This is a genomic window from Citrobacter sp. Cf087, assembly GCF_030334285.1.
Taxonomy (GTDB): Bacteria; Pseudomonadota; Gammaproteobacteria; order Enterobacterales; family Enterobacteriaceae; genus Citrobacter; species Citrobacter freundii.
Map to the genome: position 1 here is coordinate 425,595 of NZ_JAOWED010000022.1, position 25,906 is coordinate 451,500.

Consider the following 25,906-nt stretch of genomic DNA (forward strand, 5'->3'; position numbering starts at 1 on the left):
TTGTTATGCTGTCGCGTCGGGGTCATCGGTTAAGCCGCTTTCGTAAAAATAAACGCCATTTGCGCGATCGCCTGCGTCAACGAATCTTTTTCAGAGACAGAGTGGTGCCTGAATTGATGGAAAAACCAAGAGTGCTGGTACTGACGGGAGCGGGAATCTCCGCTGAGTCAGGAATTCGAACCTTCCGCGCGGCGGATGGTCTCTGGGAAGAACATCGGGTTGAGGACGTTGCGACTCCGGAAGGATTTAGTCGAAACCCGGAACTGGTTCAGTCGTTTTATAACGCCCGTCGCCATCAATTGCAACAGCCAGAAATCCAGCCCAACGCGGCGCATATCGCACTGGCAAAACTCGAAGCCGAACTGGGCGACCGTTTTTTACTGGTGACGCAGAACATTGATAACCTGCATGAGCGTGCGGGCAGCCAGAACGTTATCCATATGCACGGCGAACTGCTCAAGGTTCGCTGCTCGCAAAGCGGGCAGATTCTGGAATGGAAGGACGATGTGACCCCGGAAGATAAATGTCACTGCTGTCAATTTCCGGCACCGCTGCGACCACACGTGGTGTGGTTTGGTGAAATGCCGCTGGGCATGGATGAAATTTACATGGCGCTGGCAATGGCGGATGTATTTATTGCGATTGGCACATCGGGACATGTTTATCCGGCTGCGGGTTTTGTGCATGAGGCGCGGCTGCATGGGGCACATACGGTAGAACTAAATCTCGAACCGAGCCAGGTTGGCAGCGAGTTTGAAGAGAAGTATTACGGTCCGGCAAGCCAGGTGGTGCCAGAGTTTGTTGAGAAGTTATTGAAAGGTCTGTAAGAACGGATGGCGTAGGCCCGATAAGCGTAGCGCCATCGGGCAGTGATGATGCGCCAGATGCGACGCTGGCGCGTCTTATCCGGCCTATGAGGAGGGCAATTAACGTCCTGCTTTTAGCTTCTGATAATACTCTTCATAGATAGCGCTGGCGGAACCGACATCGTTCTGCCATTCCCCTTTGTTGATGGTTTCTGCGTCAGGGTACAGGGTTTTATCATTTGCGACTTCAGGGCTTAACAGCTTACGTGCTGCCAGGTTTGGCGTCGGATAACCAATTGTTTCCGCAACTTCTTTCGCTACGTCCGGGCGCAGCAGGAAGTTAATCAGCTTCAGCGCACCTTCTTTGTTTTTCGCGTTAGCCGGAATAGACAGGCTATCCATCCAGAAAATGCCACCTTCTTTAGGCCATACCACTTCCAGTGGTGTACCTGCCTGACGCGCAACATACGCGGAGCCGTTCCATACCATCCCCAGATTGACTTCACCTTCCATATACGGGTTGGCCGGGTTGTCAGAGTTAAACGCCGCGACGTTAGGCATCAGTTTCTTCAGCTCGTTATAGGCAGCTTCAATCTCTTTCGGGTCGGTGGTATTGCCGGAGTATCCCAGCTTGCGCAGCGCCATCTGGAACACTTCACGCGCATCATCCGTTAACAGCAGACTGCCTTTGTACTCCGGTTTCCATAGATCGGCCCAACTGGTGACGGTTTTCGGATCGATAGCATCGCTGTTTACGCCAATGGCCGTCGCACCCCAGATATACGGGATGGAGTAGTCATTGTTCGGGTCAAACGGCTTGTTGAGCATTTCCGGATCGAGGTTGTGGAAGTTGGTCAACGTCGACTTGTCGATCTTCTGGATCATGCCTTCTTTACGCATTTTATCGACGTAATAGGTGGACGGAACCACCAGATCATATGCGCCGTCTTTATAGGTTTTGAGCTTGGCGTACATGGTTTCGTTCGACTCGTAGGTCGAATAGATAACCTTAATGCCGGTCTCTTTGGTGAACTGTTCCAGCAGTCCTGGCGGGACATACTCGGTCCAGTTATAGAAATAGAGCGTGTTGTTGTCATTCGCGTGAGCGGCGCTCATGCCCAGTGCCAGAGCACCCGCCGCGAGCAGGTGGCGTGACCATTTTTTCATCATTTAACGTCCCCTGAATTAAGGGCCTCAGCGGCCCTTGGTTTTATCACGTGCAATAAGCTGGCTGGCGATCACCATAACCAGCGACAGAACCAACAAAATGGTCGCCAGCGCGTTCACCTCTGGTGATACGCCGACTTTGACCATTGAGTAGATTTTTAATGGCAAAATTTCATAACCCGGTCCGGTAACGAAGGACGAAACGACGACATCATCCATCGACAGCGTAAAGCTCAGCAACCAACCCGCAGCCACCGCAGGCATAGCCAGTGGCAGTATAATCTTGCGCAGAATAGTTACTTCGCTGGCACCCAAATCTTTAGCAGCCTCAAGCATGCGTACATCAAAACCTTTCAGGCGTGAGTAAACTGTCACCACCACAAAAGGTAGACAAAAAGTGATATGTGAGAACAACAGCGACCAGAAACCCAGTTGAATGCCGATCAGCATAAACAGCACCAGCAGAGATATTGCCATCACAATATCTGGCGACATCATCACCACGAACAGCATACCACTGACGAACGGTTTACCGCGAAAACGGTAGCGATACAGCGCAACCGCAGTGAGTGAGCCGATCAAGGTGGCAAACGTGGCGGATAGCACCGCCATCGTCAGCGAGTGCTGCGCCGCCTGCAACAGGCTGTCGTTATTCATCAGCAGGCCGTACCATTTGGTAGTAAAACCCTGCCAGTTGATGCCGAAGCGCGAGCTGTTAAAGGAGTTCACAATCAGAATGATGATTGGAATATACAGATACGCGTAGATAGCGGTCATAAAACCGCCGCGGAGCAGTCGACCGATCATTCGAGTTCCACCTTCTTGTTCAGCAAGCGCGAGGCACGCCAGTAGATCAGCAGCATCAGACCCATCACGATGGTCAGCGTAATGCTGGTGGCTGCACCAAACGGCCAGTCACGGATGTTCAGGAACTGAACTTTAATTACGTTGCCAATCAGCAGGTTTTTCGCGCCGCCCATTAAGTCGGAAACGTAAAACAGCCCCATTGCGGGCAACATGACCAGCAGGCATCCGGCGATAATCCCCGGCATCGTTAACGGAATAATGATGCGGGTGAAGGTCTGAAGTTTACTGGCGCCTAAATCGCGTGCGGCTTCCAGCAGCGGCTTATCGAGCTTTTCAATGCTGGAATAGAGCGGCATCACCATAAACGGGAGCAGGATGTATACCAGCCCGATAATCACCGCGCTGGGGGTAAACATGATGCGAATGGGTGTATCGATAACCCCGAGCCATAACAGAAACTCGTTGAGATAGCCTTTGGTACTGAGGAAAATTTTGAGTCCGTAGATACGAATAAGTGAATTGGTCCAGAACGGAACAATCAGCAGGAACAGCAGCAGCGGGCGCACTTTTTCCGGCAGTTTCACCAAAAACCAGGCAAACGGGTAGCCGAGTACCAGACAGGCGAGCGTGGCAATCAGCGCCATATTGAGGGAGTGAACCAGCACCTCAAAATAGAGCGGATCGAGCAGGCGCGTATAGTTCTCCAGCGTAAAGACCATTTTGACGAAATTGGCGTCGTCGCGGGTCAAAAAGCTGGTACCGATGATCATCAGGTTGGGCAGAAAGACAAATAACACAAGCCAACCGACAATGGTGACGATCACCACACTCTGGAATTTACTTGTGTTCTTCATCAGCCAGTACTACCTCCCAGCTTTCTACCCAGTTAATCGCCATTTTCTGGTCGAGAGAGTGGTCAAAGTCAGGATCGTCTTCATTGAAGAATTCGCTGACCATCACCATCTTGCCATTTTCCAGTTCCACAACCGACTCCAGCGTCATGCCTTTGTAGTTGCGTTCGCGCACGTAGCCGATCAGGCCTTCGATATGATTATCATCGTTGATTTCATCTACGCGCAAATCTTCAGGACGTAACAGGACGTGCAGCTTTTGTCCGGGAACCACCGCGAAGTTGACATAAATATTGCACTCGCGGCCTTCAACGTTAGCACGAACGCGCTGTTCATCCAGACGTTCAATCACCGTGGCGTTAAACATATTGATCTCGCCGATAAACCCGGCGACGAACAGATTCTTGGGCTCTTCGTAGATTTCGCGCGGTGTACCGTCCTGCTCAATCTTACCATCGCGCATCACCACGATGCGGTCGGACATAGTCAGCGCTTCTTCCTGATCGTGTGTGACAAAGACAAAAGTGATACCAAGCTTACGCTGCAGAGCTTTCAGTTCATTCTGCATCTGCTTACGCAGTTTGTAGTCCAGCGCAGAGAGGGATTCATCTAACAAGAGTAAGCGGGGTTTGTTGACCACAGCTCGGGCAATCGCTACGCGCTGCTGCTGGCCGCCGGAAAGTTGATGCGGTTTTCGCTGGGCGAACTCTTCCAGTTGCACCATGCGCAGGGCTTCGGTAACGCGGGGAGAAATGTCGGCTGCGGGCGTTTTTTGCATGCGTAAACCAAAGGCCACATTCTCAAATACGGTCATGTGGGGGAATAACGCATAGCTTTGGAAGACGGTATTCACGTAGCGGTTTTCCGCTGGAACGTGAGTAATGTCCTCGTTGTCCAACATAATATGACCGGAATCAACCGTTTCCAGACCGGCAATCAGGCGAAGAACGGTTGTTTTACCGCAGCCAGAGGGGCCAAGCAGCGTAAGAAACTCGCCATTATTGATGGTCAAATCCAGGCTGGAAATCACCTCTTTGCCATCGAAACTTTTGCGAATTCCCGCTAATTGCACCAGTGGAGAAAGCGAACGCGGTTGTTTATTCAATTTTTTACTCTGTCCCATGTAAACGCAACGGATGGCTGACCGATGCGGGGTTTGTGGTTAACCACCTTGATGACTCTTAATGAGGGCCGTTATTCTACGGCAAACCATTGTAATCGCCAATCCTTGTTGCGAATTACTGACTTAGCCCTATAGTCAGAGGGGATGTCAGGGCGAAATATTCTCACTTGCGGGGATAAAAGTGACCTGACGCAATATTTGTCTTTTGTTGCTTATTGATAATGTTGTCACAAAAAGTGAGGGTGACTGCATGGATAAACTACTTGAGCGTTTTTTACACTACGTGTCGCTGGACACCCAATCAAAATCGGGCGTGCGGCAGGTACCCAGCACCGAAGGACAGTGGAAATTATTACAACTGCTCAAACAACAGCTCGAAGAGATGGGGCTGGTTAATATTTCACTGAGCGAAAAAGGCACGCTGATGGCAACGTTACCCGCTAACGTTGCTGGCAATATTCCTGCGATCGGCTTTATTTCCCATGTGGATACCTCACCGGATTTCAGTGGTAAAAATGTCAATCCGCAAATTGTTGAAAACTATCGCGGTGGCGATATTGCGTTAGGCATTGGTGATGAAGTTTTATCGCCAGTGATGTTCCCGGTGCTGCATCAACTTCTGGGGCAGACGTTGATCACCACAGATGGCAAAACGTTGCTGGGCGCGGATGATAAAGCAGGCGTGGCGGAAATCATGACCGCACTGGCTGTGCTTATCCAAAAAGATATTCCGCACGGTGATATCCGCGTGGCCTTTACACCGGACGAAGAGGTGGGTAAAGGGGCGAAGCATTTTGACGTTGCGGCATTCGATGCGCAGTGGGCCTATACCGTTGACGGTGGTGGCGTAGGTGAGTTGGAGTTTGAAAACTTCAACGCTGCGTCGGTTAATATTAAAATTGTTGGCAACAATGTGCATCCCGGCACCGCAAAAGGGGTGATGGTGAATGCGCTGTCGCTGGCGGCGCGTATTCATGCAGAGGTTCCGGCAGATGAAAGCCCGGAAAAGACGGAAGGTTACGAAGGCTTTTATCATCTGGCGAGCATGAAAGGGACGGTCGATCGGGCGGATATGCACTACATTATTCGTGATTTTGACCGTAAGCAGTTTGAAGCGCGTAAACGCAAGATCATGGATATCGCCAAGAAGGTCGGTAAAGGGTTACACCCCGACTGCTATATCGAACTGGTGATTGAAGACAGTTACTACAATATGCGCGAAAAAGTGATTGAGCATCCGCACGTACTGGATATCGCCCAGCAGGCGATGCGCGATTGCGATATTGAGCCGGTGCTAAAACCGATCCGTGGCGGCACTGACGGCGCGCAGCTGTCGTTTATGGGATTACCGTGTCCGAATCTGTTCACCGGCGGCTACAACTATCATGGTAAACATGAGTTTGTAACCCTGGAAGGAATGGAAAAAGCGGTACAAGTGATTGTGCGTATTGCTGAACTGGCCGCGCAACAAAAATAAAGTATGTGTAGTTGCCGGATGGCGCTTCGCTTATCCGGCCTACATTATTACACTCCAGTAGGCCTGATAAGACGCGTAGCGTCGCATCAGGCACACTTCGCATTATCCTTCGAAGAACCAGTACCCGCTGTTGACCAGCGCGGCAAGCATGGCAAGGAAAGAAGGATCTTCCAGCGCATCCTCAAAGTTCTCAGCCGTCAACACAATATGACTGGCCAGCGCTTCCAGGGCAGGACGATGCGGTGAATCAATTTTCTCACCGTTAGCGTAGACGTCGTCGCCAATACGCAATACACGCAATCCGCCCAGACGCACTAACACATCACCTTGCTTCAGGGCATCGTAAATTTCGTCTGGCTGATACGGTGGCTCCGGCGGGGCAATATCCAGTTCATGACGAGACTGAGAAATAAACTCGCCAAACCACTGCTGGAAATGTTCTGGTTGATTAATCAGCCCGAGCATCATTTCGCGCAGCTTATCCATCTCCTGCGGCAGAACGTCGGCCGGATGATCGCGCGGCGGCAGGTCCGGATCGCTGTAATAGGTGCTACCCAGTTCGCGTTGCAAAACGTAATCGGCGAACCCGCTGATCAGCTCGCGAGTGTTTGGCGCACGGAAACCGACCGAATAGTTCATCGCGTTTTCCAGCGCATAACCTTCGTGCGGGAATCCCGGTGGAATGTACAGGATATCGCCGGGTTCCAGCTCTTCATCGATAATAGCTTCGAACGGGTCGACCTGAAGGAGATCCGGGTGAGGGCAGTGTTGTTTCAACTGCAGTTTTTCACCTACGCGCCAGCGACGACGACCTGTTCCCTGAATGATAAATACATCGTACTGATCCAGGTGCGGGCCAACGCCGCCGCCGGGGACAGAGAAAGAAATCATCAGGTCGTCGATGCGCCAGTCCGGTAATTCACGGAACGGGCGCATCAGCGCGGCAGTTGGCTCGTGCCAGTGGTTGACCGCCTGCACCAGCAAAGACCAGTTGTTCTCGCCAAGATGGTCGTAGCTTTCGAAGGGACCGTGGCTAACCTGCCATTTTCCGTCCTGGTGGCTGACGAGTCGGCTGTCGACTTCGCTTTCCATTGCCAGTCCAGCCAGTTCGTCAGGAGAGAGAGGATCAATAAAATTGTTAAACCCGCGTTTTAAGACCACCGGGCGTTTCTGCCAGTGGCGTTCAAGAAAATCGGGCCAGTTAAGTGTGAGTTGGTATTCCATAATGAGCATCCCGCAGGCTGGTATCTGCAACCGATTATAACGGATACTTAACCTCAAGCGTGAAGTCAGTACATATTTATTACATGCGACGATTACTCGTCTTTCTGGCCCGGCTGCTGGCGACCAAAAATAACTTCCATGCGCGCACCACCCAGCAGGCTATCACCGGCAATAATCTGCCCGTCATACTGTTCGGTGATTTCTCTCGCCACCGCCAGACCGACGCCTTGTCCTGGACGTAGCGTATCTACGCGCTGTCCACGGTCAAACACCACTTCCCGTTTGCTTTGCGGAATACCAGGACCATCATCTTCAACCAGAATATGCAGCTGATCCTCAGACAGTTGCGCTGAAATCTCGACAAACTCCAGACAATATTTACAGGCGTTATCCAGTACGTTGCCCAACACCTCGACAAAATCATTCTGTTCGCCCACAAAGCTGATTTCAGGTGAGATATCGAGATTAATGTTGACGCCTTTACGCTGATACACCTTATTCAGTGCCGAGGTCAGTTTATCCAGCAACGGCGCGATCGGGTGCAGTTCGCGGCTGAGCAGGGCACTGCTGCCACGCATGCTGGCGCGATGCAGGTAATAGCCTATCTGTTGGGAAATACGGCTGATTTGTTCCAGCATGATAGGCTCTGCGTCGCTGACGCTCATCTTTTCATTACGCATTGAGCGCAGAGTACTCTGCAATACCGCCAGTGGTGTTTTCAGACTATGGGTGAGGTCTGTTAACGTGGTGCGGTATTTGTCATAACGCTCACGTTCGCTTTTTAACAGCCGATTGAGATTACGAACCAGGCTGGTCAATTCGCGTGTGGTGGCGGGGTTTAGCATCTCACGATGATGTTCCTCAAGCTCACGGACTTCACGCGCCAGCGATTCAATCGGCCGCAGGCTCCACCACGCGGCCACCCATAACAGCGGAATGACCAGCAACAGATTGGCGACCAGCACATAAATAAACCAGCTCCAGACCATATACGAGCGCTTTAGCTCTATTGGAATGGTATCGACAACCACAATGGTCAGTTGCGGCATTCTGGCAGTAGCAGGGTAGACGTTTACCGCCACGGAGTGGGTCATTTCGGCGTCGTCGTCATCTTCTCTGACTTCTTTTAACTGCTGCTGCGCGGAGTGATCTTCGCCCAGTAGGGTGCTGGTAGCGTCTACGTTGGCTTCAATCTCATGAAATCCGTTGGTTTTTAGCCAGTCCGGTTGGATACTTTTCGTCAGCCAGGGAACATTGCGCTGCGCCCACAGAAGTTCACCCGCTTCATTGTAAATCAGAGACATTGTTGGGCTTTGCATGTCGAGGTTCTCGGGCAGCTCGATGTTAATCTTGCCGTTTTCCCATTTCGCCAGGGTATAAAACAGATTACTTTCGCCCCGCAGCAGGCGGAACGTTGTCTTATCAAAGCTGACGCTATAGCCTACCAGGGCAACCATGCCGTAGGCCAGTGAAAGCACCAATACCACGCCCGCGGTGGCCAGTAAAAAGCGCAGCCGCAGCGATAACGGGAAAAAATGACGCAATAGTTTATTCATTAGCGCAGTTCGAAAAGATAGCCTTGTCCACGTACGGTAGTGATCACCTCATGCGGATATTGCGCCTGAATTTTTTTACGTAGACGCCCCATCAGGACATCAATAGTGTGACTTTCGCGCAGCTCGGCATCCGGATAAAGCTGCAACATGAGCGAATCTTTACTGACCACTTTGCCATTATTACGGATGAGAGTTTCCATAATGGTATATTCAAACGCCGTGAGCTTGATAACCTCATCATTGACGGATAACTCGCGTCGGGAGAGGTCTACCTGAAAAGGCGGAAGGGAGATAATTTGCGATGCCAGACCGCTGTTTCGACGCATCAGTGCCTGCATGCGTGCAGCCACTTCTTCGATGTGAAACGGTTTGGTGACATAATCGTCAGCGCCTGCACTGAGGACTTCCACTTTGTCCTGCCAGCCTTCGCGCGCGGTTAATACCAGAATTGGCAGCGAAACCTCATTACTGCGCCAGCGGCGGATTAGCGACAAACCATCTTCATCGGGGAGCCCTAAATCAACGATCGCGATATCCGGCAGATGCTCATTCAGATAATAGTCCGCTTCCTTCGCATCTTCTGCATCATCCACCTGATGCCCTAAATCCTGTAACTGAACCTTGAGGTGGTGGCGTAATAAAGCATTATCCTCGACAACCAGTACGCGCATCATCGTTTCTCCCTAAAATAATGGTATGAATAGTTTAACGCTGATTATGTGGATTGAAAGCAGCGCTATGAAATTAAATAACTTTTCTCATGCTCCCCTGCCCGTGGGGGCGTCCAGGGGGCAGTGCTGTTGGCATCTGATTGTTCTGCATGTTGACCTGATCCTGGTTCATGTCGCCAATCCACTTGGAGTAAACCTCGTACACCATGCGCGCATCTTCATGTACCATCTGACTCGCTATGAATGACGGGTTCGCTCCGGCCATCAACGTCCAGCATGCGTAGGTATGCCGTGACTGATAAGGATTCCTTTCGCGGATATTTGCAAGTTTAGTGCCTCGCTTCCAGCCATAGGCAATCGAGTTCTTGGAGAAGTAACTGCCTTTTTTTGACGAATATGCTGTCGGTGAAAAAACGTAGCGAAGAGATTGCTGCTCAGTTTTTCCGATCTCCCGATGGTGAAATCGAATTTCTTGCTTCGGATTAGCGCCGGTGACTTCGTATTGTTCCTTCAGTGCATCCAGAGCAGGTTTAAGCAACGTTATCGTCCTTATTCCGGCATCTGTCTTAGGGGGTACAAATACTCGCTTATTCGTCAAACTTCTGGATACGTGGATTTCACCTTTTACCAAATCAATGTCTTCCCATGCCAGGGCGCATATCTCGCCCGGCCTCATCCCCGTATGAACGGCAACAATGATGATTAATGCCTGGCTACGGGGAAGGGCGGCTATCAGTGCCTGGTACTCATGAAGTAAAAGTGGGTCGGGATCATTTTTAGATAACTTGAGTCGCGACACTCCTTCATAAGGAGCATGCAATATAAACTGGCTTCGGTTTGCGAGCTTAAGCATTTCTGATAAAACTGCCATCTGTTTATTGACTGTTGAGGGCGCGCGGCCCTGCCTGGCCAGATTCGGCATTGCCGGGTTAATAATTGTCCCGGTCAATAACTCCTTTCGGTAATGCAAAATGTCGGCATGCTCAATATCTACCAGACGGGTATTTTCTCCGATTACACGCAGTAACGTATTTACGACCGAAGTAAGCGATAGCAGTGTTGCACCAGATACCTCTAAGGCTTTGGTGTCTGTAAAAAAATCACTCAGTTCTTTAAACGTGATGATTTTTTGGGTTGTGATGAACTTCTTAAGCGCTTTGGATTCCGGGAAACGTTCCGCATAGTCGAACTTACCGAGCTGTATTTCGCTTGTGATGAGCGCGCGAAGATTGCCTGAATACACCCTAAAACCATATGGGATGGGTATGGGGGGACTGAAATGCCCTTATGATCATTACCGAGTAAATCATCACGGAGAGTTCGCCAATTGAGGAAAGGTGACACGGATTTACAGATCAACAACCCCTGGCGTTATAACAACGCAGGGGTTGAATATTTTACTGAATACTTTCCAGGTCTTTTGCTATATCGCGATGGCGTCCCTGGTCGGCAATCTCACGCCCCTGGCGAGCCGGCGCTTTAAGAGCCTTTTCCAGATAGCGTTTCCCTTCGCCAGTCTTTTTCTCTTTCAGCAAAAAGTCACCATAAAAATAGTTTGGATCGATGCCATCAGGATTTATCGCCAGTGCTTTTTTCAGCATTTCTTCGGCTTTGCTTTTATCACCAAACCCAATCGGCCAGCCGGGAACCTGATAATATAGCGCCCCAAGGCTGGTCCAGGCTGATCCTTGTAAAGCATTGGGGTCGATGCTGATCGCTTTTTCCAGATCGCTACGGGCCTGTTTGACCAGACTCAATGCACCCAGCCCTCCTTTAGCCCCCGCCCAGCTACTGTCGATAATCGCCGACCAAATAAGCAATGCTGCGTCAGCATTATTTTTTGCCTGACTCGCACTATGGGCCCGCTGACTTAGTGTGGTAAAGCAGCTCTCTTTTTTTGCTTCAAGGGTCTGATACTGACAAACGGACCAGTCGTGCTGGAGGTTTTCCAGCGTGGTAGTCGCCATGGCAGAGGCGGGAAAAGCTGCTGTCAGGAGCAACGTTTTTATAATTTTCATTTGTCTTCACCTTTGAATGTGCCCTGGGTATAGGACTGGATCACTGCTAATTTTTTACCCAGCGCTTTGTCTACCATACCGGGAAACCAGGCATTGATTTTAACGAACAGACGTTCCATCGTGCCGAAGCGGTAGCGTTTCTGCTCTGTCTCAAGGAGATGTACCAGACGTACGGCGACAAATTGTGGGGAGTCACTGCTGTTGCCCAGTTTGCGGTTAAGCGCGTAAACCTCGTCACTGTTGAGCGCCGTTTCGGTAGCACGCGGCGCGGCATACAGTACGCTGATACCATTCCCCTTTAATTCGCGCCCCAGCGCTTCCGACAAACGGTGCGTGGCCGCTTTGGTGGCGCTATACACGCTCCAGGCAGGGTGGCCAATCTCACCAAATATCGAACCAATGTTTAGGATGATGCCCTGTGGATTAAACTTATCCAGCATGGCGCGGGTCAACAGAGTGGGGATTTCGATATTGGTTCTAATCTGTTCCCGAATATCGTCAAAAGACTGTTGTTCAAACAGTGCAAAACGGCTGGTTCCGGCATTGTTGATCAGGATATCCAGTTTGTTCTCATCTTTGAATCTGCTGGCCAGCGCGACGATTTCGTCATCAGTATAACTGCTCATTAGCACAATATGATGCCGTTCCGGATAGGGAAGCATCTCTTTCAGAAGCGTCATCGCCTGTGCATTTCGTCCAACCAGGCAGAGTCTGGCTCCTTTGTGCGCCAGCCTGTGCGCCAGCTCTTGTCCGATACCACCGCTGGCGCCAGTCAGCAGAACGGTTTTATCATGCAGGTTCATACGTGGTCTGCCCCAGTTGGTTAAGCATCTCTGTGTACAGGTGATAGACGCGACGAGCGGCATAGATAATGGCTGCCTGATCGGCCTCGTCAGTCACGGTATCCATAAGTGAGGCGAAAAATTTAAGATGTCCTTGATCAAGTTCACCGTGTGAACGCAGGTAGGTTGTCGCCTGTTCTGGCAACCCCAGTGTCCGTTCCACCTGGGCTGCAATCGCGGTAGCAATAGATACGCTGGTTCCCTCCAGAACCTGTACCATGCCAAAAATACTCATAGGGTTGACCCGTTCAATGCGGTAGTAGAGCCAGGCCACCATCATTTCTATCGGTATCCCTGGGGTGCCATTGCGAACGCTTTCCGCATCACCGCCGCAAGCCTGAATATCGTTCAGGATCCATTCCTGATGCCCGTACTCTTCGTCAATATATTCAGCAATTGCGCCCCGAATGGCTTCATGTGAGGCTGGCAAACGGCTGCCAGCACTCATCAACAGGGGGACGGTATGGCTGACGTGATAGTAAGCCTGTGTCAGAAAAGCGATATACAGGTCGCGCGAGATGTCACCAGTCTGGCAGCGCGCGATGACAGGCGAGGAGAGTAAACTCCGGCGTTCGGCCTCAGTCTGTTGTTGTAATTTGTTATAAAAGCTCATGATGACTCCTCTTCACTACAGGTGAGAATGTGTTGCCAGAGGGATTGCCGGATGAGTTCCCGGCGTGGGCGGCCATTTGCAGTGAGCATGCCAGGCTCTGATATAGCTGAAGTGAATAACAGGCGATGGAACTGCGCATAATCAGGCAGGCGAGCTGAAAGGGCCAGCAGCTGCTCGCGGGCCTGCATCTGTTGCCCGTCGAAGACATCGACGAGTGCAACGTTATGCCTTAAGCCTTCTCCAAAAATCACTATCCGGCGTACAGCTGGACAGGTCATGGCCTCTGCCTCAGGCCATTCAGGTGAAAAATTACGACCAAAAGCGTTTATCTGGACATTCTTCAGGCGCCCCTGAATACGAACAAACCCGTGTTCATCAACACTGCCAAGATCGCCGGTGGCAACTGTTGGGGAGGCTGGTGCGGATCCCAGATATCCCAAAGCGTTAGCCGGGCTGGTGACACACAATTGTTGCTGGTCATCAACATTGATCTGGATACCTGGCAATGGCCGACCGACGCTGTTCTCTTTTATAGCGTCGGGCAGATTGAGGGCAACGACAGAGCCACATTCTGAGAGACCGTATCCTTCATATACAGGTAAGCCACTCTTTATCGCCATTGTCAGCAATGAAGCCGGAACCTTGCCACCGCCTGCGGCGACAAACCGTAAAGATTGCGTACTGCCTGGTACCTGCTTGTGTAGATGCAGTAACACACGTAGCAACTCTGGTACCAGCACCAGACTTTGTGGGCACCAGGTGGTCAGCGCCTGAAGAAACTGGGCTGGATTAAAGCGGCTGGAACCTTCAAACCCAATCCGGGAGGGTGGGAGAATCACCGTCTCAGCGCCAAGTAGCAGAGGGATGTAAACGCCGCACAGATTTTCCAGCAGAATACTGAGGGGCAGTGTCACCAGGTGTTTTTCCAGTTTCAGGGGGTGCAATGCGGCCGCTAACGTTTGAGCCATCCATACCATACCATCCAGACTCAGACAGACGCCTTTTGGCTCTCCGGTTGTACCGGAGGTATACGTTATCTTTGCCGTTCCTGCCGGCAGAGTCACGGGGTCCTCTACTGCACGGATTTGCAGTCTCCCGAGTACAAAATCGTGTTCCTGCCAATCCGCCAGGATTTCTCCACCGATTTGTGCATCCACAGAGGCTGATGATCGTACCCAGGCTTTCTGTTGCCCGCTGAAAAAGGAGGGGACAGGGATGATCACCACTCCACTTATCAGGCATGCGAGATCGATGATGGCCCATTCAGGGCTGTTATCCATTTCAAGTGCCAGCCGTTTTACCTAATTGTTCGGCCACTGCTTTAACGGCATCATGGTATTGCTGCCAGCTCCACGAGCGAGAATCGCCCTGCAGGGCGATGGCATTTGGCTGAAGCGCAGCCTGTTTCTCAAGCGTGTTCAGAAGCATAAGATCCTCCGGAAGGGGTTATCCAGGGAGCAGAAGGCGGATCAGCAAACATTCCCAGCAACAGGCTGGTCTGACTCAGTGTGGTTTGCCCACCATGTAACTCCCCCGCCATAATTTGCGGGTCATGTTCGTAATAGCTCCCCCATTCACGCGCAGCTTCGCCAAGCCTTGTCGAGTCAGCAGGCATCAATGTGACTGGTTGCAGATTCAGGCGGAAAAAGGTATTGCGTATTTTTTTAGTTCCGGTAAAGACAATCCACGAATAGCAGTATTGATTGAGAAGCAGGCATAGAGCCGCATACATTATTCGGGTGCTTGCCCCATCGCTCGCGGCAAAATTACCAATTTCAACAATCGAGTCGCGTGAAACGGGATGTGACAATCGTGCAGACAGCACGACTTCAACCGGGACATCAAGATAGTGTTCGAGGTATATCTTGCCCATTGAGGCCGGCTGGACGCCACAGGCTGCTTTTAATTCTCCGTTGGCATCGAACATTCCAAGTAACCATGGCATGCAGCGAGGAAGAGAAGCATGATAAAACTGAGAATAACTTTCACGAATAAACTCTGAAATATCATTTTGCTCACGTTCACCTGGAAGCCAGCGCAACGTATAAGGAGATAAGATTCGCATAGGAAGACCTCTTTTAGCGTCTTACCAGTATGGCGAGTCAACATTATGTCAACATTAAGTTGAGCATGAGCCAGGTAATTTAAATCCAATGTCGCGACAAAAATGTGTAGGACCCGAAAAAACGGAATATCTGATGTGTAAATACATTACGTAAAAAATTAATAATTTGCGCTCTTAAATCGTTGATCATTTCTGCTTACAGGGGGGCTGTATAAAAAAACAGTGTATACATCGGAGGTAATTATGGGAGTTGAATTAGCCATTGATCGCACTAAAGAACTACCAAAAGACGCGATACCAATTCTCCAGGATTACAGCAGGCATTCACTGAGTGCCTGCTGTAATGTTAAACATTAAAATTTGTATTTATTTCTTATCGTTACAGTCAGGGATCATTCTCAAAAGAGTATTATCTTTCTGGACGTAGTGATGAAATAACGCTGCACCTGCATGCGCTGCAATTAAAAAGTATCCGACGTTTGCCAGTGTTTCGTGAATATCTTTAATAAGTGATTTTGTTTCCCCGTCAGGAGTAACGAAAGGTGAAATGTTAAAACTTAAGAAGCTCCAGTCCTTCCCACCGTAAGCCATAATTGCAATACCTAATAATGGCAGAGCCAAAAAAGAAATGTATAGCAGGATATGCATTATTTTAGCAGCCATCATCTGCCAGGTCGGTGGGGGCGGAGTGATGGCTGGGTCATGATACTTATGTTTAATAATTAATCGTATTATCATTAAAAACCAGACAAATACCCCGGCATTGTAATGTGTTTCTTTCATGAGCAGGTAGGTGTTGCTGCCTTTAGGAAACCAGCCGCGTAGCTCCATAGCTGCATAGGTTATCGCTATTAACATCAGAGTCAGCCAGTGTAAGCGAATCTGAAGTTTTGAGAATTTCATCATTATTGTTTCCTCAAAGGGTGTGTTGCATCGACCATAAAGTATGAAGCTTAACAAATCCTTATTTTCGTTGAGAGATTAAGAAATTGTTATTCCAATGACCGCACGTGAATGTTTTAATAATTATTATCACTTACGGGTCCTTTCCGGCAATCCGGGCTGTTTCTTGTTGCCTTCATTTTTCCATTCGTAGCAACCATCAGCAAAGAAAATTGCGCGGCCATGCTGCCAGAGTGGTTTAAACATTCTGCGGGTGGCTGCAGTTTCAGATCGTGGATAAATTAGTAGCAGCTTAGACCACCATAGATTGTTACTTATTTGGGGGCAAATGTGGTGGGGGGGAAGGGATAATGTAGCGGGTGATAAAAAGCCGGAATCGCTTACGCTTATCCGGCTTCTGTTCAGCATCTGGGGAGTTGCTGATTACTTCAGTTCATCAACCATGGCGATGGCGCGACCAATATAATTGGCAGGCGTCATTGCTTTCAGGCGAGTTTTCTCTTCTTCCGGCAGTGCCAGACCATCGATAAACTGCTTCATACCTTCGGCGTCAACGCGTTTGCCGCGAGTCAGTTCTTTCAGCTTCTCGTACGGTTTTTCAATGCCATAGCGACGCATCACGGTCTGGATCGGCTCTGCCAGAACTTCCCAGTTATGATCCAGTTCATCCAGCAGATGATCGCGGTTCACTTCCAGTTTGCTCACACCCTTCAGCGTGGACTGATAGGCGATCAGCGCATAGCCAATGCCCACGCCCAGGTTACGCAGAACGGTTGAATCGGTCAGGTCGCGCTGCCAGCGGGAAACCGGCAGTTTGCTCGCCAGGTGTTGCAGAACCGCGTTAGACAGGCCCAGGTTACCCTCAGAGTTTTCGAAATCGATAGGGTTTACTTTGTGCGGCATGGTGGAAGAACCAATTTCACCGGCAACAGTTTTCTGCTTGAAGTGACCCAACGCAATGTAACCCCAGACGTCGCGATCGAAATCGATCAGAATGGTGTTAAAACGGGCGATGCAATCAAACAGCTCAGCAATGTAGTCGTGCGGCTCAATCTGCGTGGTGTAGGGGTTCCACTGGATGCCCAGCGAGGTGACGAACTCTTCGCTAAACTGATGCCAGTCAACTTCCGGGTAAGCGGCGATGTGGGCGTTATAGTTACCCACAGCACCGTTGATTTTACCGAGGATTTCAACCTGGTTGAGCTGGCGATACTGACGTTCCATGCGGTACGCCACGTTTGCCATCTCTTTGCCCATCGTTGACGGGGTGGCAGGTTGACCGTGAGTACGGGAGAGCAGGGGAATATCGCGATATTCAACAGAAAGCGCGGTGATGCCATCAATCAGTTGGCGCCAGTACGGCAGGACTACTTCGTCGCGCGCCGTTTTCAGCATCAGCGCGTGAGACAAGTTGTTGATGTCTTCTGAGGTGCATGCGAAGTGGATAAACTCGGAAACAGCGTGCAGTTCCGGGATATCCGCCACTTTTTCTTTCAGGAAATACTCAACTGCCTTCACGTCATGGTTGGTCGCACGCTCGATGGTTTTGATACGCGCAGCATCTTCTTCATTGAAGTTAGCGACGATCGCATCAAGGTAACCGATTGCGTCGGCAGCAAAAGCAGGAACTTCCTTGATCGCTGCGTGCGCGGCCAGTTTTTGCAGCCAGCGTACTTCAACCTGTACACGGAATTTCAGCAAACCGTATTCGCTGAAAATCCCGCGCAGCGCGCTGACTTTATCGCCGTAGCGTCCATCGACAGGGGAAACGGCGGTCAGTGAGGATAATTCCATAGATCACAACTCCGGGGTTAAATGAGCAAGAATTTGTTTTGCCTGAGTCGTCAGGCGATTACGAGAAAACATGAGTTGCAGACGGCCGCCACCTACCTGATGCCAGAGCACGGCAGCGCGAATGCCAGCCAGCAATGAAGCGCGTACTTTGGCCTGAACCTGTGGGCTCTGCAGGATAGCCGGGGAGCCAGTGACCTGAATACGCGGGCCGAGTGGGCTGATGACGTCAACATAAATGCCGGCCATCGCACTCATCAGTGTTTCTGACTGCAAATCAAAATGGTCCAGTTGGCGCTGCAAGCCGTTGATACGGTCTCCCAGCGTGTCCATGGCGCCTTTGGCGGCCGAAAGCTTACGCTCCAGTACCATCAGGCTTAATGTATAGCGGGTAAGTTCCGCGTTCAGCCCCTGACGGCTGCTGGCGTTGAGCACACCGAGCATCGTTTCCAGACCGAGACGCAGGTTGGCCTCGCTGCCGCCAAACACGCCCAGCGTAGAGCTGGGATTCATGTCAATGACGCTGTTCAGTGAAACGTGTAATGCATCGGCATCACAATGCCCCTGGTGCGCCAGTTCTTGCACCAGGCGTGCCGACTGACAAATGCCTGCCAGGGCGAGGGTGATGTCATAATAATTCTTTGCCACGTTCACTGCTTCCTTGTATCAAATGTGTAAATAATTATACCGGCAGAGGCAATCGTTGTTCGATAATGCCGCCGCCGAGGCACACTTCGCCATTGTAAAAGACCGCCGACTGACCCGGCGTTACCGCCGCGACGGGTTCATCGAAAATGACTTCAATACGCTCGGCATCCAGTGCCTTAACGGTGCACGGAATGTCGGTCTGACGATAGCGGGTTTTCACCGTGCAGCGCATGGTGCCGGTGAACGGTTGACGGTCGACCCAATGTAATTGCTGTGCAATCAGGCCAACGGACATGAGGCGCGGGTGTTCATGACCCTGAGCGACAACCAGAATGTTGTTCTCAACGTCTTTATCCACCACATACCATGGATCTTCGGTACCTTCTTTTGTTCCGCCAATACCCAGACCTTTACGCTGACCCAGGGTGTGATACATCAGCCCCTGATGCTGGCCAATTTCTTCACCGTCAACGGTAATGATCTTGCCGGGTTGTGCTGGCAGGTAACGACCGAGGAACTCACGGAACTTACGTTCACCGATGAAGCAGATGCCGGTGGAGTCTTTTTTCTTCGCAGTAACCAGACCCAGATCTTCGGCAATTTTACGTACCTGCGGTTTTTCCAGTTCGCCAACCGGGAACAGGCTTTGCGCGATTTGCTCATGGCCGAGGGTATAGAGGAAATAGCTTTGGTCTTTATTGCCATCAAGCCCACGCAGCAATCGACTTTTACCGTCGACATCCGCGCGACGCACGTAGTGACCGGTGGCGATGTAATCGGCACCTAAATCTTCAGCGGCAAATTCGAGGAAGGCTTTAAACTTAATTTCTTTGTTGCACAGAATATCCGGGTTCGGCGTACGACCCGCTTTGTACTCTTCAAGGAACAGTTCAAAGACGTTGTCCCAATATTCTGCGGCAAAGTTGACGGTATGCAGCTCAATGCCGAGTTTGTCACAGACAGCCTGAGCATCCGCAAGGTCGGCGGCTGCTGTGCAATATTCCTCGCCATCGTCCTCTTCCCAGTTCTTCATGAACAGGCCTTCTACCTGATAACCCTGTTGTTGCAACAGCCAGGCAGAAACGGAGGAATCGACACCGCCGGACATGCCGACGATCACTTTTTTTGGGCTTTCAGACATAGGAATACTCACGACATTGAACTTCAAGGCGGCATATTCTAGCACGCAGCCCCTTACTTGACACCCTCTGTAAACGGCCAGTTAAATTCACCGATCATCGCCAGCGGGTAGCGTTGTCCGCTCTGGTAGCAGCGAATGCTCTCCGCAACCAGCGGTGAGCGCAGGTTTGGCGCGCAGAGAACTTCTTCTGCGCTGACCCAGTGACAGCAATCTATATCGCTGTCATGAGGTTCGGTAGCGCACATATTGGCAAGCTCGATAGAAAACAGAAAACGTAAAAAGGGCGTTTTATCCGGCGCAATCCATTGATGCATTCGAATGAAATGTTGTGGCTGTGCGTGGATACCTGTCTCTTCCCAGAGCTCGCGCGCGGCGGCCTGCACTAACGTCTCATCCGCTTCCAGATGTCCTGCTGGTTGATTCCACAAGGCTTTGCCATTGATTGTTTCCTCAACGACCAAAAACTTATCTTCTGCATGCACAATGCAGGCGACCGTGACGTGCGGTTTGAACATACCTGTTCCTTATTCAGTTAGTTACATCCCGCCATTGACCATTGGCGAGATTATCCAGTGTGTAATCTCCCATGGCGTAGCGAATGAGGCGCAGCGTCGGGAATCCAGCATGTGCTGTCATACGGCGAACCTGGCGGTTGCGGCCTTCATATAAGGTCACTTTCAGCCAGGTGGTGGGGATATTTTTCCGCTCCCGAATGGGTGGGTTTCTCGGCCACAGCCATGCAGGCTCTTCTACCACTTCAATACCTGCTGGCAGCGTGGGACCGTCATTGAGCGTTACCCCGGTACGCAGCGCATTCAGCGCTTCTGTCGTCGGCTCGCCTTCAACCTGGACGTAATAAATTTTCCCGGTGCGCTTTCCGGGTTGTGTTAAACGGGCCTGCAGCGCACCGTCATTGGTCAGCACCAAAAGCCCTTCACTGTCCCGGTCGAGTCGGCCCGCAGCATAGATTCCCGGCACGGGAATAAAATCTTTTAACGTGCTTCTGCCTGCCTCGTCCGTAAATTGCGGCAAAACATCGTAGGGTTTATTGAACAAAACCACGCGTTTTGGCTGGTTTTCTTTACGCTGCCTGGTGACTTGTCGTGAGCTGAATCGCTCAACCCGGTGATTTCTAAAAGAAGTTTTTTGCATGGTATTTTCAGATTATATCAATTGCCGCATTATAGCCTAAGAACGAGTGTCTTTCATGGCGGCAAACATTAGGGTAGTATTGACATGCTCATTACAAAACATTAACAAAAAATTGCTCTAACGCATTCGTGCAGCAGGACGCAAACGCACATGCAGCGCGATGACAGACGAGCAGAACCAGAAGCGCTCGAAGGAGAGGTGAATGGAAAGCAAAGTAGTTGTTCCGGCGGAAGGTAAGAAGATCACCCTGCAAAACGGCAAACTCAACGTTCCTGAAAATCCGATTATCCCGTTCATTGAAGGCGACGGTATCGGCGTTGATGTAACCCCACCGATGATCAAAGTTGTCGATGCTGCTGTCGAGAAAGCCTATAAAGGCGAGCGTAAAATCTCCTGGATGGAAATCTACACCGGTGAGAAATCCACTCAGGTTTATGGCCAGGACGTCTGGCTGCCTGCTGAAACCCTTGATCTTATTCGTGAATATCGTGTTGCCATCAAAGGCCCACTGACCACTCCAGTTGGCGGCGGTATTCGCTCTCTGAACGTTGCCCTGCGTCAGGAACTTGACCTGTATGTCTGCCTGCGTCCGGTGCGTTATTACCAGGGTACGCCTAGCCCGGTTAAACACCCAGAACTGACCGACATGGTCATCTTCCGTGAAAACTCAGAAGATATCTATGCGGGGATTGAGTGGAAAGCGGACTCCGCTGATGCTGAGAAAGTGATTAAATTCCTGCGCGAAGAGATGGGCGTGAAGAAAATCCGCTTCCCGGAACATTGCGGTATCGGTATCAAGCCGTGTTCCGAAGAAGGGACCAAGCGTCTGGTTCGTGCAGCGATTGAGTACGCCATCGCTAACGATCGTGATTCTGTTACCCTGGTTCATAAAGGTAACATTATGAAATTCACCGAAGGCGCGTTCAAAGACTGGGGTTACCAGTTGGCGCGTGAAGAGTTCGGTGGTGAACTGATTGATGGCGGTCCGTGGGTTAAAATCAAGAACCCGAAAACTGGTAAAGAGATCGTGGTTAAGGACGTCATTGCCGATGCGTTCCTGCAACAGATCCTGCTGCGCCCGGCTGAGTATGACGTGATTGCCTGTATGAACCTGAACGGTGACTACATCTCCGATGCGCTGGCCGCACAGGTTGGTGGTATTGGTATCGCGCCGGGTGCAAACATCGGTGACGAATGCGCACTGTTCGAAGCAACCCACGGTACTGCACCGAAGTATGCAGGTCAGGATAAAGTGAACCCAGGTTCTATCATTCTGTCTGCAGAAATGATGCTGCGCCACATGGGTTGGACCGAAGCGGCTGACCTGATCGTTAAAGGTATGGAAGGCGCGATTAACGCCAAGACCGTAACCTATGACTTCGAACGTCTGATGGATGGCGCTAAATTGCTGAAATGTAGTGAGTTTGGCGACGCGATCATCGAAAACATGTAATCCACATTCTGGGTTGTATGAGAACGGGAGCCGATTGGTTCCCGTTTTTTGTGCCTGATAAATTCTTTCCCTGTCTTTTTATCCGCCCAGCACTAGGGGGGATCAGGGCTTGTTGTGGTCTATTTATGTTTGGTTTAGCTAAAAAAAGGCAAAACGAGACTAAAGCCTCCGACATAAAGCGCTGACCAGGTCGCCGCAGAGATCAGACTGACTGCATACACTTTCACTGGATGAAGATGCAACATTCCAGCAACTAATGGCACAATGTAACGCAGCACGGCAATAAAGCGCGAAGTAAAAAGTATCGGTACAGAACTGTCTTGCAACCGGCGTCGAACCCGTACTACTGTATCGGCATGACGCGACATGATGCGTGCCAGCCAGGGTAGATGTCCCATCATCATTCCAAGGTGATAATTAACAATTGTCCCGCACCATGCGCCAATCATTACAGCAATTCCCGCTTCCCATGGCGCAATAGTCGCTTTGCCGACGGAAATTACAGCAACCAACATAACAGATGCTGGCGGTAATACAGCTGAAATGAGGAACGTAGATTTTGCGAATGCTATTCCAAAAAGCAGGCCCCACAGGCTGAAAGGATGAAGCGCGAAATGGCTCATCAACGCGTTTACCCACTCCATCAATGCTTCTCCAGTTAAGGTTCCTTGGCTATTTAACCGCGATACGGCTTAATCAGGCCTCAACACAGATGAATTACTGACTGCTGCACTTAATCCCGGCTGTGACAGCTATCTGCGTATAGCAGCAGAATACAGTTGAGCGGGATAGGGTAAAGGAAGATGAATCGAACGCACTTAATCTGAAACCAGCCACATATCAGCCTCTTCAAACATTTCCTGAACAGTACGGCTTATCTGTTCCTTCTCGTGCTTGCTGGCGTCAGTGTTGATCGCCGGCAATGTCATCATCGGTTTAACCCGGACATCAGCGTCGGGGAAAATCCGGTGAACCCTCTTGGTCAATTCGCCCAGAATGATATCTTTTGCACCGGGCAGACCATCAAAATTCCTTTTGTCATAAACGAGTTCCACGAACATTGCTTATCGCCTTTTTACTGGATGGGTATACAGTATTTATACTGTGTTTTTATCCGGTATTCAAGAGAGGGCATAAACATGGGCTTTCCTTCACCTGCGGCAGATTATGTTGAAACACGAATCTCCCTCGATCAGCAACTAATCAGCCAGCCCGCAGCGACTTATTTCATGCGGGCATCGCGTTCACATTTCAGGGAAGGAATACGTCAGGGGGGCTGCTTGTTGTGGATGCGTCACTTACTGCCTGCGATGGCTCATTGCTGATATGTGCAACCTACTCCCTATTAATTAAGACTTAGCGATGTCGCTAATGCCTGGCGGACTTCCGCTTCTAGCTAATAGCGAATTTCAGCGACTGTAAAAGCTTCACCATTAAGGTTTGTCATTGGTCGCAACATGTTGAATGCGCTGGCGTGAAAAACTTGGATTCTTGGCGAAAACTCTTCCCCAAAACTAAAACCAAAGTTTAGATAATCAATGAGTTTAAAATGGTAGCTACTGGCTGATTTGAAAGTAGAGAGGATGATAATTTCGACTTTATCAAATGGTTGCTATGATTTTAGCAATGAAATGTTGCGCCACATGGGGTGGACCGAAGCGACTGACTTAATTGTTAAAGGTATGGAAGGCGCGATCATCGAAAACATGTAATCCAGATTCTGGGTTGTATAAGAATGGGAGCCGATTGGTTCCCGTTTTTTTACCTGCAAAGTGCTTTCCTGGCACTCAGACTATTAAACTCATTTTAATAGCACTAAAGATTTAATTTTTATCTTTGTCATTACAATTCTATTTATTGATAAAAGATATCCATATCTTTCAATATTTATTTAAATATATTCGGGCATGAGAGCTAACTATAATTGAGTGGTGTTTGTATATTGTTGATTTTTAGATGTAAAACAGTCGTTTTAAAAACAAGAAAATATTGGGGGGATATTAAATGTGGTGGCGTTTTAATGTTATTTTTCTCTAATTTTAAATCCATTTTTATCAGCATGTTATGACAATTTATTATTCTGAACGATAATAATGTCCAAAAAAGAACATTTTTCTCGATTGATTTTTTATTACCTTTCTGTTTTTATCTTGGCGACATGTTTGAGAAATAAAATTCAAAGCATGACTCCTTGTTATGTATGTAACTTACTATTAGTTGATGATGAAAATGGTTATTAAAATGCTAAGTTTAAAAACAGGTTTAGTGGCTGTTACATTATGCTTTGCTATGACAGTTTATGCAGGAGAAAGCGTAGTCACCGGCGGTTATGTACATACCCGGACAGATGGACAGAACCTTAACGGTCTTAACGCTAAATATGGTTATACCCCAGATGAAAGTGATTTAGGCGTTATAACATCCTTAACTATTTCAGCAAATGACGATAATGATATAGATCGTGGTTATGGTTCTGCATTAGTCGGTGCAAGTTATAAAGTAAATGATGTGATAAAACCTTATGTAATGGTGGGTATTGGGAGAGGTGCGATCAAAGCTAATGGTGAAACTGATACTTCTACAGGTTTTGCCTATGGTGCTGGTATTCAGTTTACCCCCATTGCAGCTTTCACTGTTGATGCAGGCTATGAAGGTTCTAAGGTCTTTGGCGCGCAAGCTAATAGTATTGTAGTCGGTGCCGGCTGGAAATTCTAAGGTTATTTATATGAATAAATTAATGATAATACTAGTTGCATTTTCTACTGTTTCTTTGATGTCTGGTTGCGTATCAGAAGAACAACGCTTAGCTAAGTGCGAAGCGAAGGGAATTAGCCGTGATGTTTGTTATCATGAAGAAAAAGAATATTGGAATAATTACAGTGCTAACATGAGTCGACTGCAGGCTGCTAATACACAAGCAGATGCTTTTAAAGAGTCTATGAGTGATCGCAAGAAGCATAAGCATTATGATGACGATTAATATTTTAGACCACGTACTTACTGTCTTGAGTGCTTATGTTCTTAACATTATAATCATTTATTAATTATTCAAATGCTTATGCTCAGGAATCACTCTCAAAAGCGTATTTTTTTCTGTATATAGTGATGAAATAATGCAGCGCCAGCATGGACTGCAATCAGAAGTAACAGATATTGGCGAATTGACTCCCCCCAAGGCCAGAGGTATTTATGATAACAATGGCCTTAATTTGGTTTGAGAAAAACGCTTCGCCTGCTGTATGTAATCATTCTTTTGATGAAAGTTTGTATGGGAATACGTGCAGGGCATTGGCTGCAATGGGGTAAACACCAAGGCCTTCTGTTCGAGCTTTAATTTCCTCGAATGAGAGTGAAGGGGAAGGTTCTCGTCCTCCCCACAGATTAATACCTTCAGGAACATCGTCCCGACTGTACTCCTCGGCGATCTCAATAGTTCCGCCGCTATTCAATTCGATCACGACGCTTTTTCCGTCAACAGGAATGAGATTCCCTTCATTGTCAGTGATAAAGATTTTCATTTGCTTACCTCTTATTAGTACATTCATATGATAGCAAAATCGGAAGGAGGGATGTCATTATTGTTATGATCTTTTCAGGG

General features: G+C 49.4%; 28 protein-coding genes and 4 pseudogenes. 7 read left to right on the top strand and 25 right to left on the bottom strand.

Annotation, left to right across the window (positions count from 1 at the left end; genetic code table 11):
- Window positions 1-5 precede the first annotated feature (5 nt).
- The gene (gene cobB / locus OGV57_RS04095; protein WP_003030799.1) at window positions 6-827 is read left to right on the top strand and encodes a Sir2 family NAD+-dependent deacetylase; all 822 of its coding nucleotides are present in this window, start codon (window positions 6-8) and stop codon (window positions 825-827) included.
- 99 nt (window positions 828-926) lie between these two features.
- Here the strand turns inward: cobB and potD are convergent, their stop codons facing one another.
- The 4 genes from potD to potA are packed head-to-tail and all read right to left on the bottom strand — an operon-like array spanning window position 927 to window position 4,754.
- Window positions 927-1,973 (bottom strand): spermidine/putrescine ABC transporter substrate-binding protein PotD, encoded by a 1,047-nt coding sequence (potD, locus tag OGV57_RS04100; RefSeq protein ID WP_003030797.1) that lies wholly within the window; start codon window positions 1,971-1,973, stop codon window positions 927-929.
- A gap of 27 nt (window positions 1,974-2,000) precedes the next feature.
- Window positions 2,001-2,780 (bottom strand): spermidine/putrescine ABC transporter permease PotC, encoded by a 780-nt coding sequence (potC, locus tag OGV57_RS04105; protein ID WP_003030794.1) that lies wholly within the window; start codon window positions 2,778-2,780, stop codon window positions 2,001-2,003.
- The gene (gene potB / locus OGV57_RS04110; protein ID WP_003030793.1) at window positions 2,777-3,634 is read right to left on the bottom strand and encodes a spermidine/putrescine ABC transporter permease PotB; all 858 of its coding nucleotides are present in this window, start codon (window positions 3,632-3,634) and stop codon (window positions 2,777-2,779) included. The genes potC and potB overlap by 4 nt, the downstream gene beginning before the upstream one ends.
- Window positions 3,618-4,754: a spermidine/putrescine ABC transporter ATP-binding protein PotA gene (potA, locus tag OGV57_RS04115; RefSeq protein ID WP_003030791.1), complete on the bottom strand. Its 1,137-nt coding sequence runs from the start codon at window positions 4,752-4,754 to the stop codon at window positions 3,618-3,620. The genes potB and potA overlap by 17 nt, the downstream gene beginning before the upstream one ends.
- A 250-nt stretch (window positions 4,755-5,004) precedes the next feature.
- Between potA and pepT the strand changes: the two genes are divergently transcribed.
- The gene (gene pepT / locus OGV57_RS04120; protein ID WP_016150059.1) at window positions 5,005-6,231 is read left to right on the top strand and encodes a peptidase T; all 1,227 of its coding nucleotides are present in this window, start codon (window positions 5,005-5,007) and stop codon (window positions 6,229-6,231) included.
- Window positions 6,232-6,333: 102 nt separating this feature from the next.
- On the opposite strand, the gene roxA is transcribed toward pepT, so the two are convergent.
- The 17 genes and pseudogenes from roxA to rluE all read right to left on the bottom strand — a co-directional run bounded on the left by roxA (window position 6,334) and on the right by rluE (window position 20,855).
- The gene (gene roxA, locus OGV57_RS04125) at window positions 6,334-7,455 is read right to left on the bottom strand and encodes a [50S ribosomal protein L16]-arginine 3-hydroxylase (RefSeq protein ID WP_003030786.1); all 1,122 of its coding nucleotides are present in this window, start codon (window positions 7,453-7,455) and stop codon (window positions 6,334-6,336) included.
- 92 nt (window positions 7,456-7,547) lie between these two features.
- Window positions 7,548-9,011, bottom strand: coding sequence for a two-component system sensor histidine kinase PhoQ (gene phoQ / locus OGV57_RS04130; RefSeq protein ID WP_003841868.1), 1,464 nt, complete (start codon window positions 9,009-9,011; stop codon window positions 7,548-7,550).
- Window positions 9,011-9,682: a two-component system response regulator PhoP gene (gene phoP / locus OGV57_RS04135; RefSeq protein WP_003030783.1), complete on the bottom strand. Its 672-nt coding sequence runs from the start codon at window positions 9,680-9,682 to the stop codon at window positions 9,011-9,013. Before phoP ends, phoQ begins: the two co-directional genes overlap by 1 nt.
- 73 nt (window positions 9,683-9,755) lie before the next feature.
- Window positions 9,756-10,925, bottom strand: a complete 1,170-nt coding sequence (locus OGV57_RS04140) for a tyrosine-type recombinase/integrase (protein ID WP_054528289.1) — start codon at window positions 10,923-10,925, stop codon at window positions 9,756-9,758.
- A gap of 154 nt (window positions 10,926-11,079) precedes the next feature.
- Entirely contained in the window at window positions 11,080-11,700 is a 621-nt protein-coding gene (locus OGV57_RS04145; RefSeq protein ID WP_114070821.1) for a hypothetical protein, read from the bottom strand.
- Window positions 11,697-12,503, bottom strand: coding sequence for an SDR family oxidoreductase (locus OGV57_RS04150; protein ID WP_054528290.1), 807 nt, complete (start codon window positions 12,501-12,503; stop codon window positions 11,697-11,699). The genes OGV57_RS04145 and OGV57_RS04150 overlap by 4 nt, the downstream gene beginning before the upstream one ends.
- Window positions 12,490-13,155, bottom strand: a complete 666-nt coding sequence (locus tag OGV57_RS04155) for an iron-containing redox enzyme family protein (protein ID WP_003841877.1) — start codon at window positions 13,153-13,155, stop codon at window positions 12,490-12,492. The genes OGV57_RS04150 and OGV57_RS04155 overlap by 14 nt, the downstream gene beginning before the upstream one ends.
- Window positions 13,152-14,435, bottom strand: coding sequence for an AMP-binding protein (locus tag OGV57_RS04160; protein WP_230131690.1), 1,284 nt, complete (start codon window positions 14,433-14,435; stop codon window positions 13,152-13,154). Before OGV57_RS04160 ends, OGV57_RS04155 begins: the two co-directional genes overlap by 4 nt.
- Window position 14,436: 1 nt before the next feature.
- Window positions 14,437-14,583, bottom strand: a complete 147-nt coding sequence (locus OGV57_RS04165) for a hypothetical protein (protein WP_226791592.1) — start codon at window positions 14,581-14,583, stop codon at window positions 14,437-14,439.
- A complete protein-coding gene (locus tag OGV57_RS04170) occupies window positions 14,564-15,220 on the bottom strand; it encodes a thermostable hemolysin (RefSeq protein WP_286530783.1) in 657 nt (218 codons plus the stop codon). The genes OGV57_RS04165 and OGV57_RS04170 overlap by 20 nt, the downstream gene beginning before the upstream one ends.
- Window positions 15,221-15,586: 366 nt before the next feature.
- Window positions 15,587-16,126: a cytochrome b gene (locus OGV57_RS04175; protein WP_054528291.1), complete on the bottom strand. Its 540-nt coding sequence runs from the start codon at window positions 16,124-16,126 to the stop codon at window positions 15,587-15,589.
- 153 nt (window positions 16,127-16,279) lie between these two features.
- Window positions 16,280-16,426, bottom strand: a pseudogene (locus tag OGV57_RS04180) (SOS response-associated peptidase family protein); the annotation flags it as partial.
- Between the two features lie 120 nt (window positions 16,427-16,546).
- On the bottom strand, window positions 16,547-17,917 hold the full coding sequence (gene purB / locus OGV57_RS04185; protein ID WP_054528292.1) for an adenylosuccinate lyase: 1,371 nt from the start codon (window positions 17,915-17,917) through the stop codon (window positions 16,547-16,549).
- A gap of 3 nt (window positions 17,918-17,920) precedes the next feature.
- Complete coding sequence (hflD, locus tag OGV57_RS04190) at window positions 17,921-18,562, bottom strand: high frequency lysogenization protein HflD (RefSeq protein WP_016153409.1); 642 nt, start codon at window positions 18,560-18,562, stop codon at window positions 17,921-17,923.
- Between the two features lie 34 nt (window positions 18,563-18,596).
- On the bottom strand, window positions 18,597-19,703 hold the full coding sequence (gene mnmA / locus OGV57_RS04195) for a tRNA 2-thiouridine(34) synthase MnmA (RefSeq protein WP_048212599.1): 1,107 nt from the start codon (window positions 19,701-19,703) through the stop codon (window positions 18,597-18,599).
- Between the two features lie 53 nt (window positions 19,704-19,756).
- Window positions 19,757-20,218, bottom strand: coding sequence for an NUDIX hydrolase (locus OGV57_RS04200; protein ID WP_048211947.1), 462 nt, complete (start codon window positions 20,216-20,218; stop codon window positions 19,757-19,759).
- 13 nt (window positions 20,219-20,231) lie between these two features.
- A complete protein-coding gene (gene rluE, locus OGV57_RS04205) occupies window positions 20,232-20,855 on the bottom strand; it encodes a 23S rRNA pseudouridine(2457) synthase RluE (RefSeq protein ID WP_054528293.1) in 624 nt (207 codons plus the stop codon).
- 202 nt (window positions 20,856-21,057) lie between these two features.
- On the opposite strand from rluE, the gene icd reads away from it, so the two are divergent.
- The gene (gene icd, locus OGV57_RS04210) at window positions 21,058-22,308 is read left to right on the top strand and encodes an NADP-dependent isocitrate dehydrogenase (RefSeq protein WP_003841892.1); all 1,251 of its coding nucleotides are present in this window, start codon (window positions 21,058-21,060) and stop codon (window positions 22,306-22,308) included.
- Between the two features lie 134 nt (window positions 22,309-22,442).
- On the opposite strand, the gene OGV57_RS04215 is transcribed toward icd, so the two are convergent.
- Window positions 22,443-22,952, bottom strand: a complete 510-nt coding sequence (locus OGV57_RS04215; RefSeq protein ID WP_054528294.1) for a DedA family protein — start codon at window positions 22,950-22,952, stop codon at window positions 22,443-22,445.
- Window positions 22,953-23,126: 174 nt separating this feature from the next.
- Window positions 23,127-23,369 (bottom strand): DinI family protein, encoded by a 243-nt coding sequence (locus OGV57_RS04220; protein ID WP_003840850.1) that lies wholly within the window; start codon window positions 23,367-23,369, stop codon window positions 23,127-23,129.
- Between the two features lie 78 nt (window positions 23,370-23,447).
- On the opposite strand from OGV57_RS04220, the pseudogene OGV57_RS04225 reads away from it, so the two are divergent.
- From OGV57_RS04225 to OGV57_RS04235, 4 genes and pseudogenes are all read left to right on the top strand, one after another.
- Window positions 23,448-23,638 (top strand): annotated as a pseudogene (locus tag OGV57_RS04225) (S24/S26 family peptidase); the annotation flags it as partial.
- Between the two features lie 301 nt (window positions 23,639-23,939).
- Window positions 23,940-24,005: pseudogene (locus tag OGV57_RS23765) on the top strand (hypothetical protein); the annotation flags it as partial.
- 544 nt (window positions 24,006-24,549) lie between these two features.
- The gene (locus OGV57_RS04230) at window positions 24,550-25,023 is read left to right on the top strand and encodes an Ail/Lom family outer membrane beta-barrel protein (protein WP_224773599.1); all 474 of its coding nucleotides are present in this window, start codon (window positions 24,550-24,552) and stop codon (window positions 25,021-25,023) included.
- Window positions 25,024-25,033: 10 nt separating this feature from the next.
- Complete coding sequence (locus OGV57_RS04235; protein WP_003846687.1) at window positions 25,034-25,288, top strand: hypothetical protein; 255 nt, start codon at window positions 25,034-25,036, stop codon at window positions 25,286-25,288.
- A 60-nt stretch (window positions 25,289-25,348) separates the two neighbouring features.
- Here the strand turns inward: OGV57_RS04235 and OGV57_RS23770 are convergent.
- Together OGV57_RS23770 and OGV57_RS04240 are read right to left on the bottom strand one after the other, a co-directional pair.
- Window positions 25,349-25,449: pseudogene (locus OGV57_RS23770) on the bottom strand (cytochrome b); the annotation flags it as partial.
- Window positions 25,450-25,553: 104 nt separating this feature from the next.
- A complete protein-coding gene (locus OGV57_RS04240) occupies window positions 25,554-25,826 on the bottom strand; it encodes a hypothetical protein (protein ID WP_003030757.1) in 273 nt (90 codons plus the stop codon).
- Window positions 25,827-25,906: the final 80 nt, after the last annotated feature.

Excerpts from the sequence above, each read along its gene's own strand:
- cobB (WP_003030799.1), top strand. The coding sequence starts at position 6 with ATGCTGTCGCGTCGGGGTCATCGGTTAAGCCGCTTTCGTAAAAATAAA.
- potD (WP_003030797.1), bottom strand. The coding sequence starts at position 1,973 with ATGAAAAAATGGTCACGCCACCTGCTCGCGGCGGGTGCTCTGGCACTG.
- potC (WP_003030794.1), bottom strand. The coding sequence starts at position 2,780 with ATGATCGGTCGACTGCTCCGCGGCGGTTTTATGACCGCTATCTACGCG.
- potB (WP_003030793.1), bottom strand. The coding sequence starts at position 3,634 with ATGAAGAACACAAGTAAATTCCAGAGTGTGGTGATCGTCACCATTGTC.
- potA (WP_003030791.1), bottom strand. The coding sequence starts at position 4,754 with ATGGGACAGAGTAAAAAATTGAATAAACAACCGCGTTCGCTTTCTCCA.
- pepT (WP_016150059.1), top strand. The coding sequence starts at position 5,005 with ATGGATAAACTACTTGAGCGTTTTTTACACTACGTGTCGCTGGACACC.
- roxA (WP_003030786.1), bottom strand. The coding sequence starts at position 7,455 with ATGGAATACCAACTCACACTTAACTGGCCCGATTTTCTTGAACGCCAC.
- phoQ (WP_003841868.1), bottom strand. The coding sequence starts at position 9,011 with ATGAATAAACTATTGCGTCATTTTTTCCCGTTATCGCTGCGGCTGCGC.
- phoP (WP_003030783.1), bottom strand. The coding sequence starts at position 9,682 with ATGCGCGTACTGGTTGTCGAGGATAATGCTTTATTACGCCACCACCTC.
- OGV57_RS04145 (WP_114070821.1), bottom strand. The coding sequence starts at position 11,700 with ATGAAAATTATAAAAACGTTGCTCCTGACAGCAGCTTTTCCCGCCTCT.
- OGV57_RS04150 (WP_054528290.1), bottom strand. The coding sequence starts at position 12,503 with ATGAACCTGCATGATAAAACCGTTCTGCTGACTGGCGCCAGCGGTGGT.
- OGV57_RS04155 (WP_003841877.1), bottom strand. The coding sequence starts at position 13,155 with ATGAGCTTTTATAACAAATTACAACAACAGACTGAGGCCGAACGCCGG.
- OGV57_RS04160 (WP_230131690.1), bottom strand. The coding sequence starts at position 14,435 with ATGGATAACAGCCCTGAATGGGCCATCATCGATCTCGCATGCCTGATA.
- OGV57_RS04165 (WP_226791592.1), bottom strand. The coding sequence starts at position 14,583 with ATGCTTCTGAACACGCTTGAGAAACAGGCTGCGCTTCAGCCAAATGCC.
- OGV57_RS04170 (WP_286530783.1), bottom strand. The coding sequence starts at position 15,220 with ATGCGAATCTTATCTCCTTATACGTTGCGCTGGCTTCCAGGTGAACGT.
- OGV57_RS04175 (WP_054528291.1), bottom strand. The coding sequence starts at position 16,126 with ATGATGAAATTCTCAAAACTTCAGATTCGCTTACACTGGCTGACTCTG.
- purB (WP_054528292.1), bottom strand. The coding sequence starts at position 17,917 with ATGGAATTATCCTCACTGACCGCCGTTTCCCCTGTCGATGGACGCTAC.
- mnmA (WP_048212599.1), bottom strand. The coding sequence starts at position 19,703 with ATGTCTGAAAGCCCAAAAAAAGTGATCGTCGGCATGTCCGGCGGTGTC.
- OGV57_RS04200 (WP_048211947.1), bottom strand. The coding sequence starts at position 20,218 with ATGTTCAAACCGCACGTCACGGTCGCCTGCATTGTGCATGCAGAAGAT.
- rluE (WP_054528293.1), bottom strand. The coding sequence starts at position 20,855 with ATGCAAAAAACTTCTTTTAGAAATCACCGGGTTGAGCGATTCAGCTCA.
- icd (WP_003841892.1), top strand. The coding sequence starts at position 21,058 with ATGGAAAGCAAAGTAGTTGTTCCGGCGGAAGGTAAGAAGATCACCCTG.
- OGV57_RS04215 (WP_054528294.1), bottom strand. The coding sequence starts at position 22,952 with ATGGAGTGGGTAAACGCGTTGATGAGCCATTTCGCGCTTCATCCTTTC.
- OGV57_RS04220 (WP_003840850.1), bottom strand. The coding sequence starts at position 23,369 with ATGTTCGTGGAACTCGTTTATGACAAAAGGAATTTTGATGGTCTGCCC.
- OGV57_RS04230 (WP_224773599.1), top strand. The coding sequence starts at position 24,550 with ATGCTAAGTTTAAAAACAGGTTTAGTGGCTGTTACATTATGCTTTGCT.
- OGV57_RS04235 (WP_003846687.1), top strand. The coding sequence starts at position 25,034 with ATGAATAAATTAATGATAATACTAGTTGCATTTTCTACTGTTTCTTTG.
- OGV57_RS04240 (WP_003030757.1), bottom strand. The coding sequence starts at position 25,826 with ATGAAAATCTTTATCACTGACAATGAAGGGAATCTCATTCCTGTTGAC.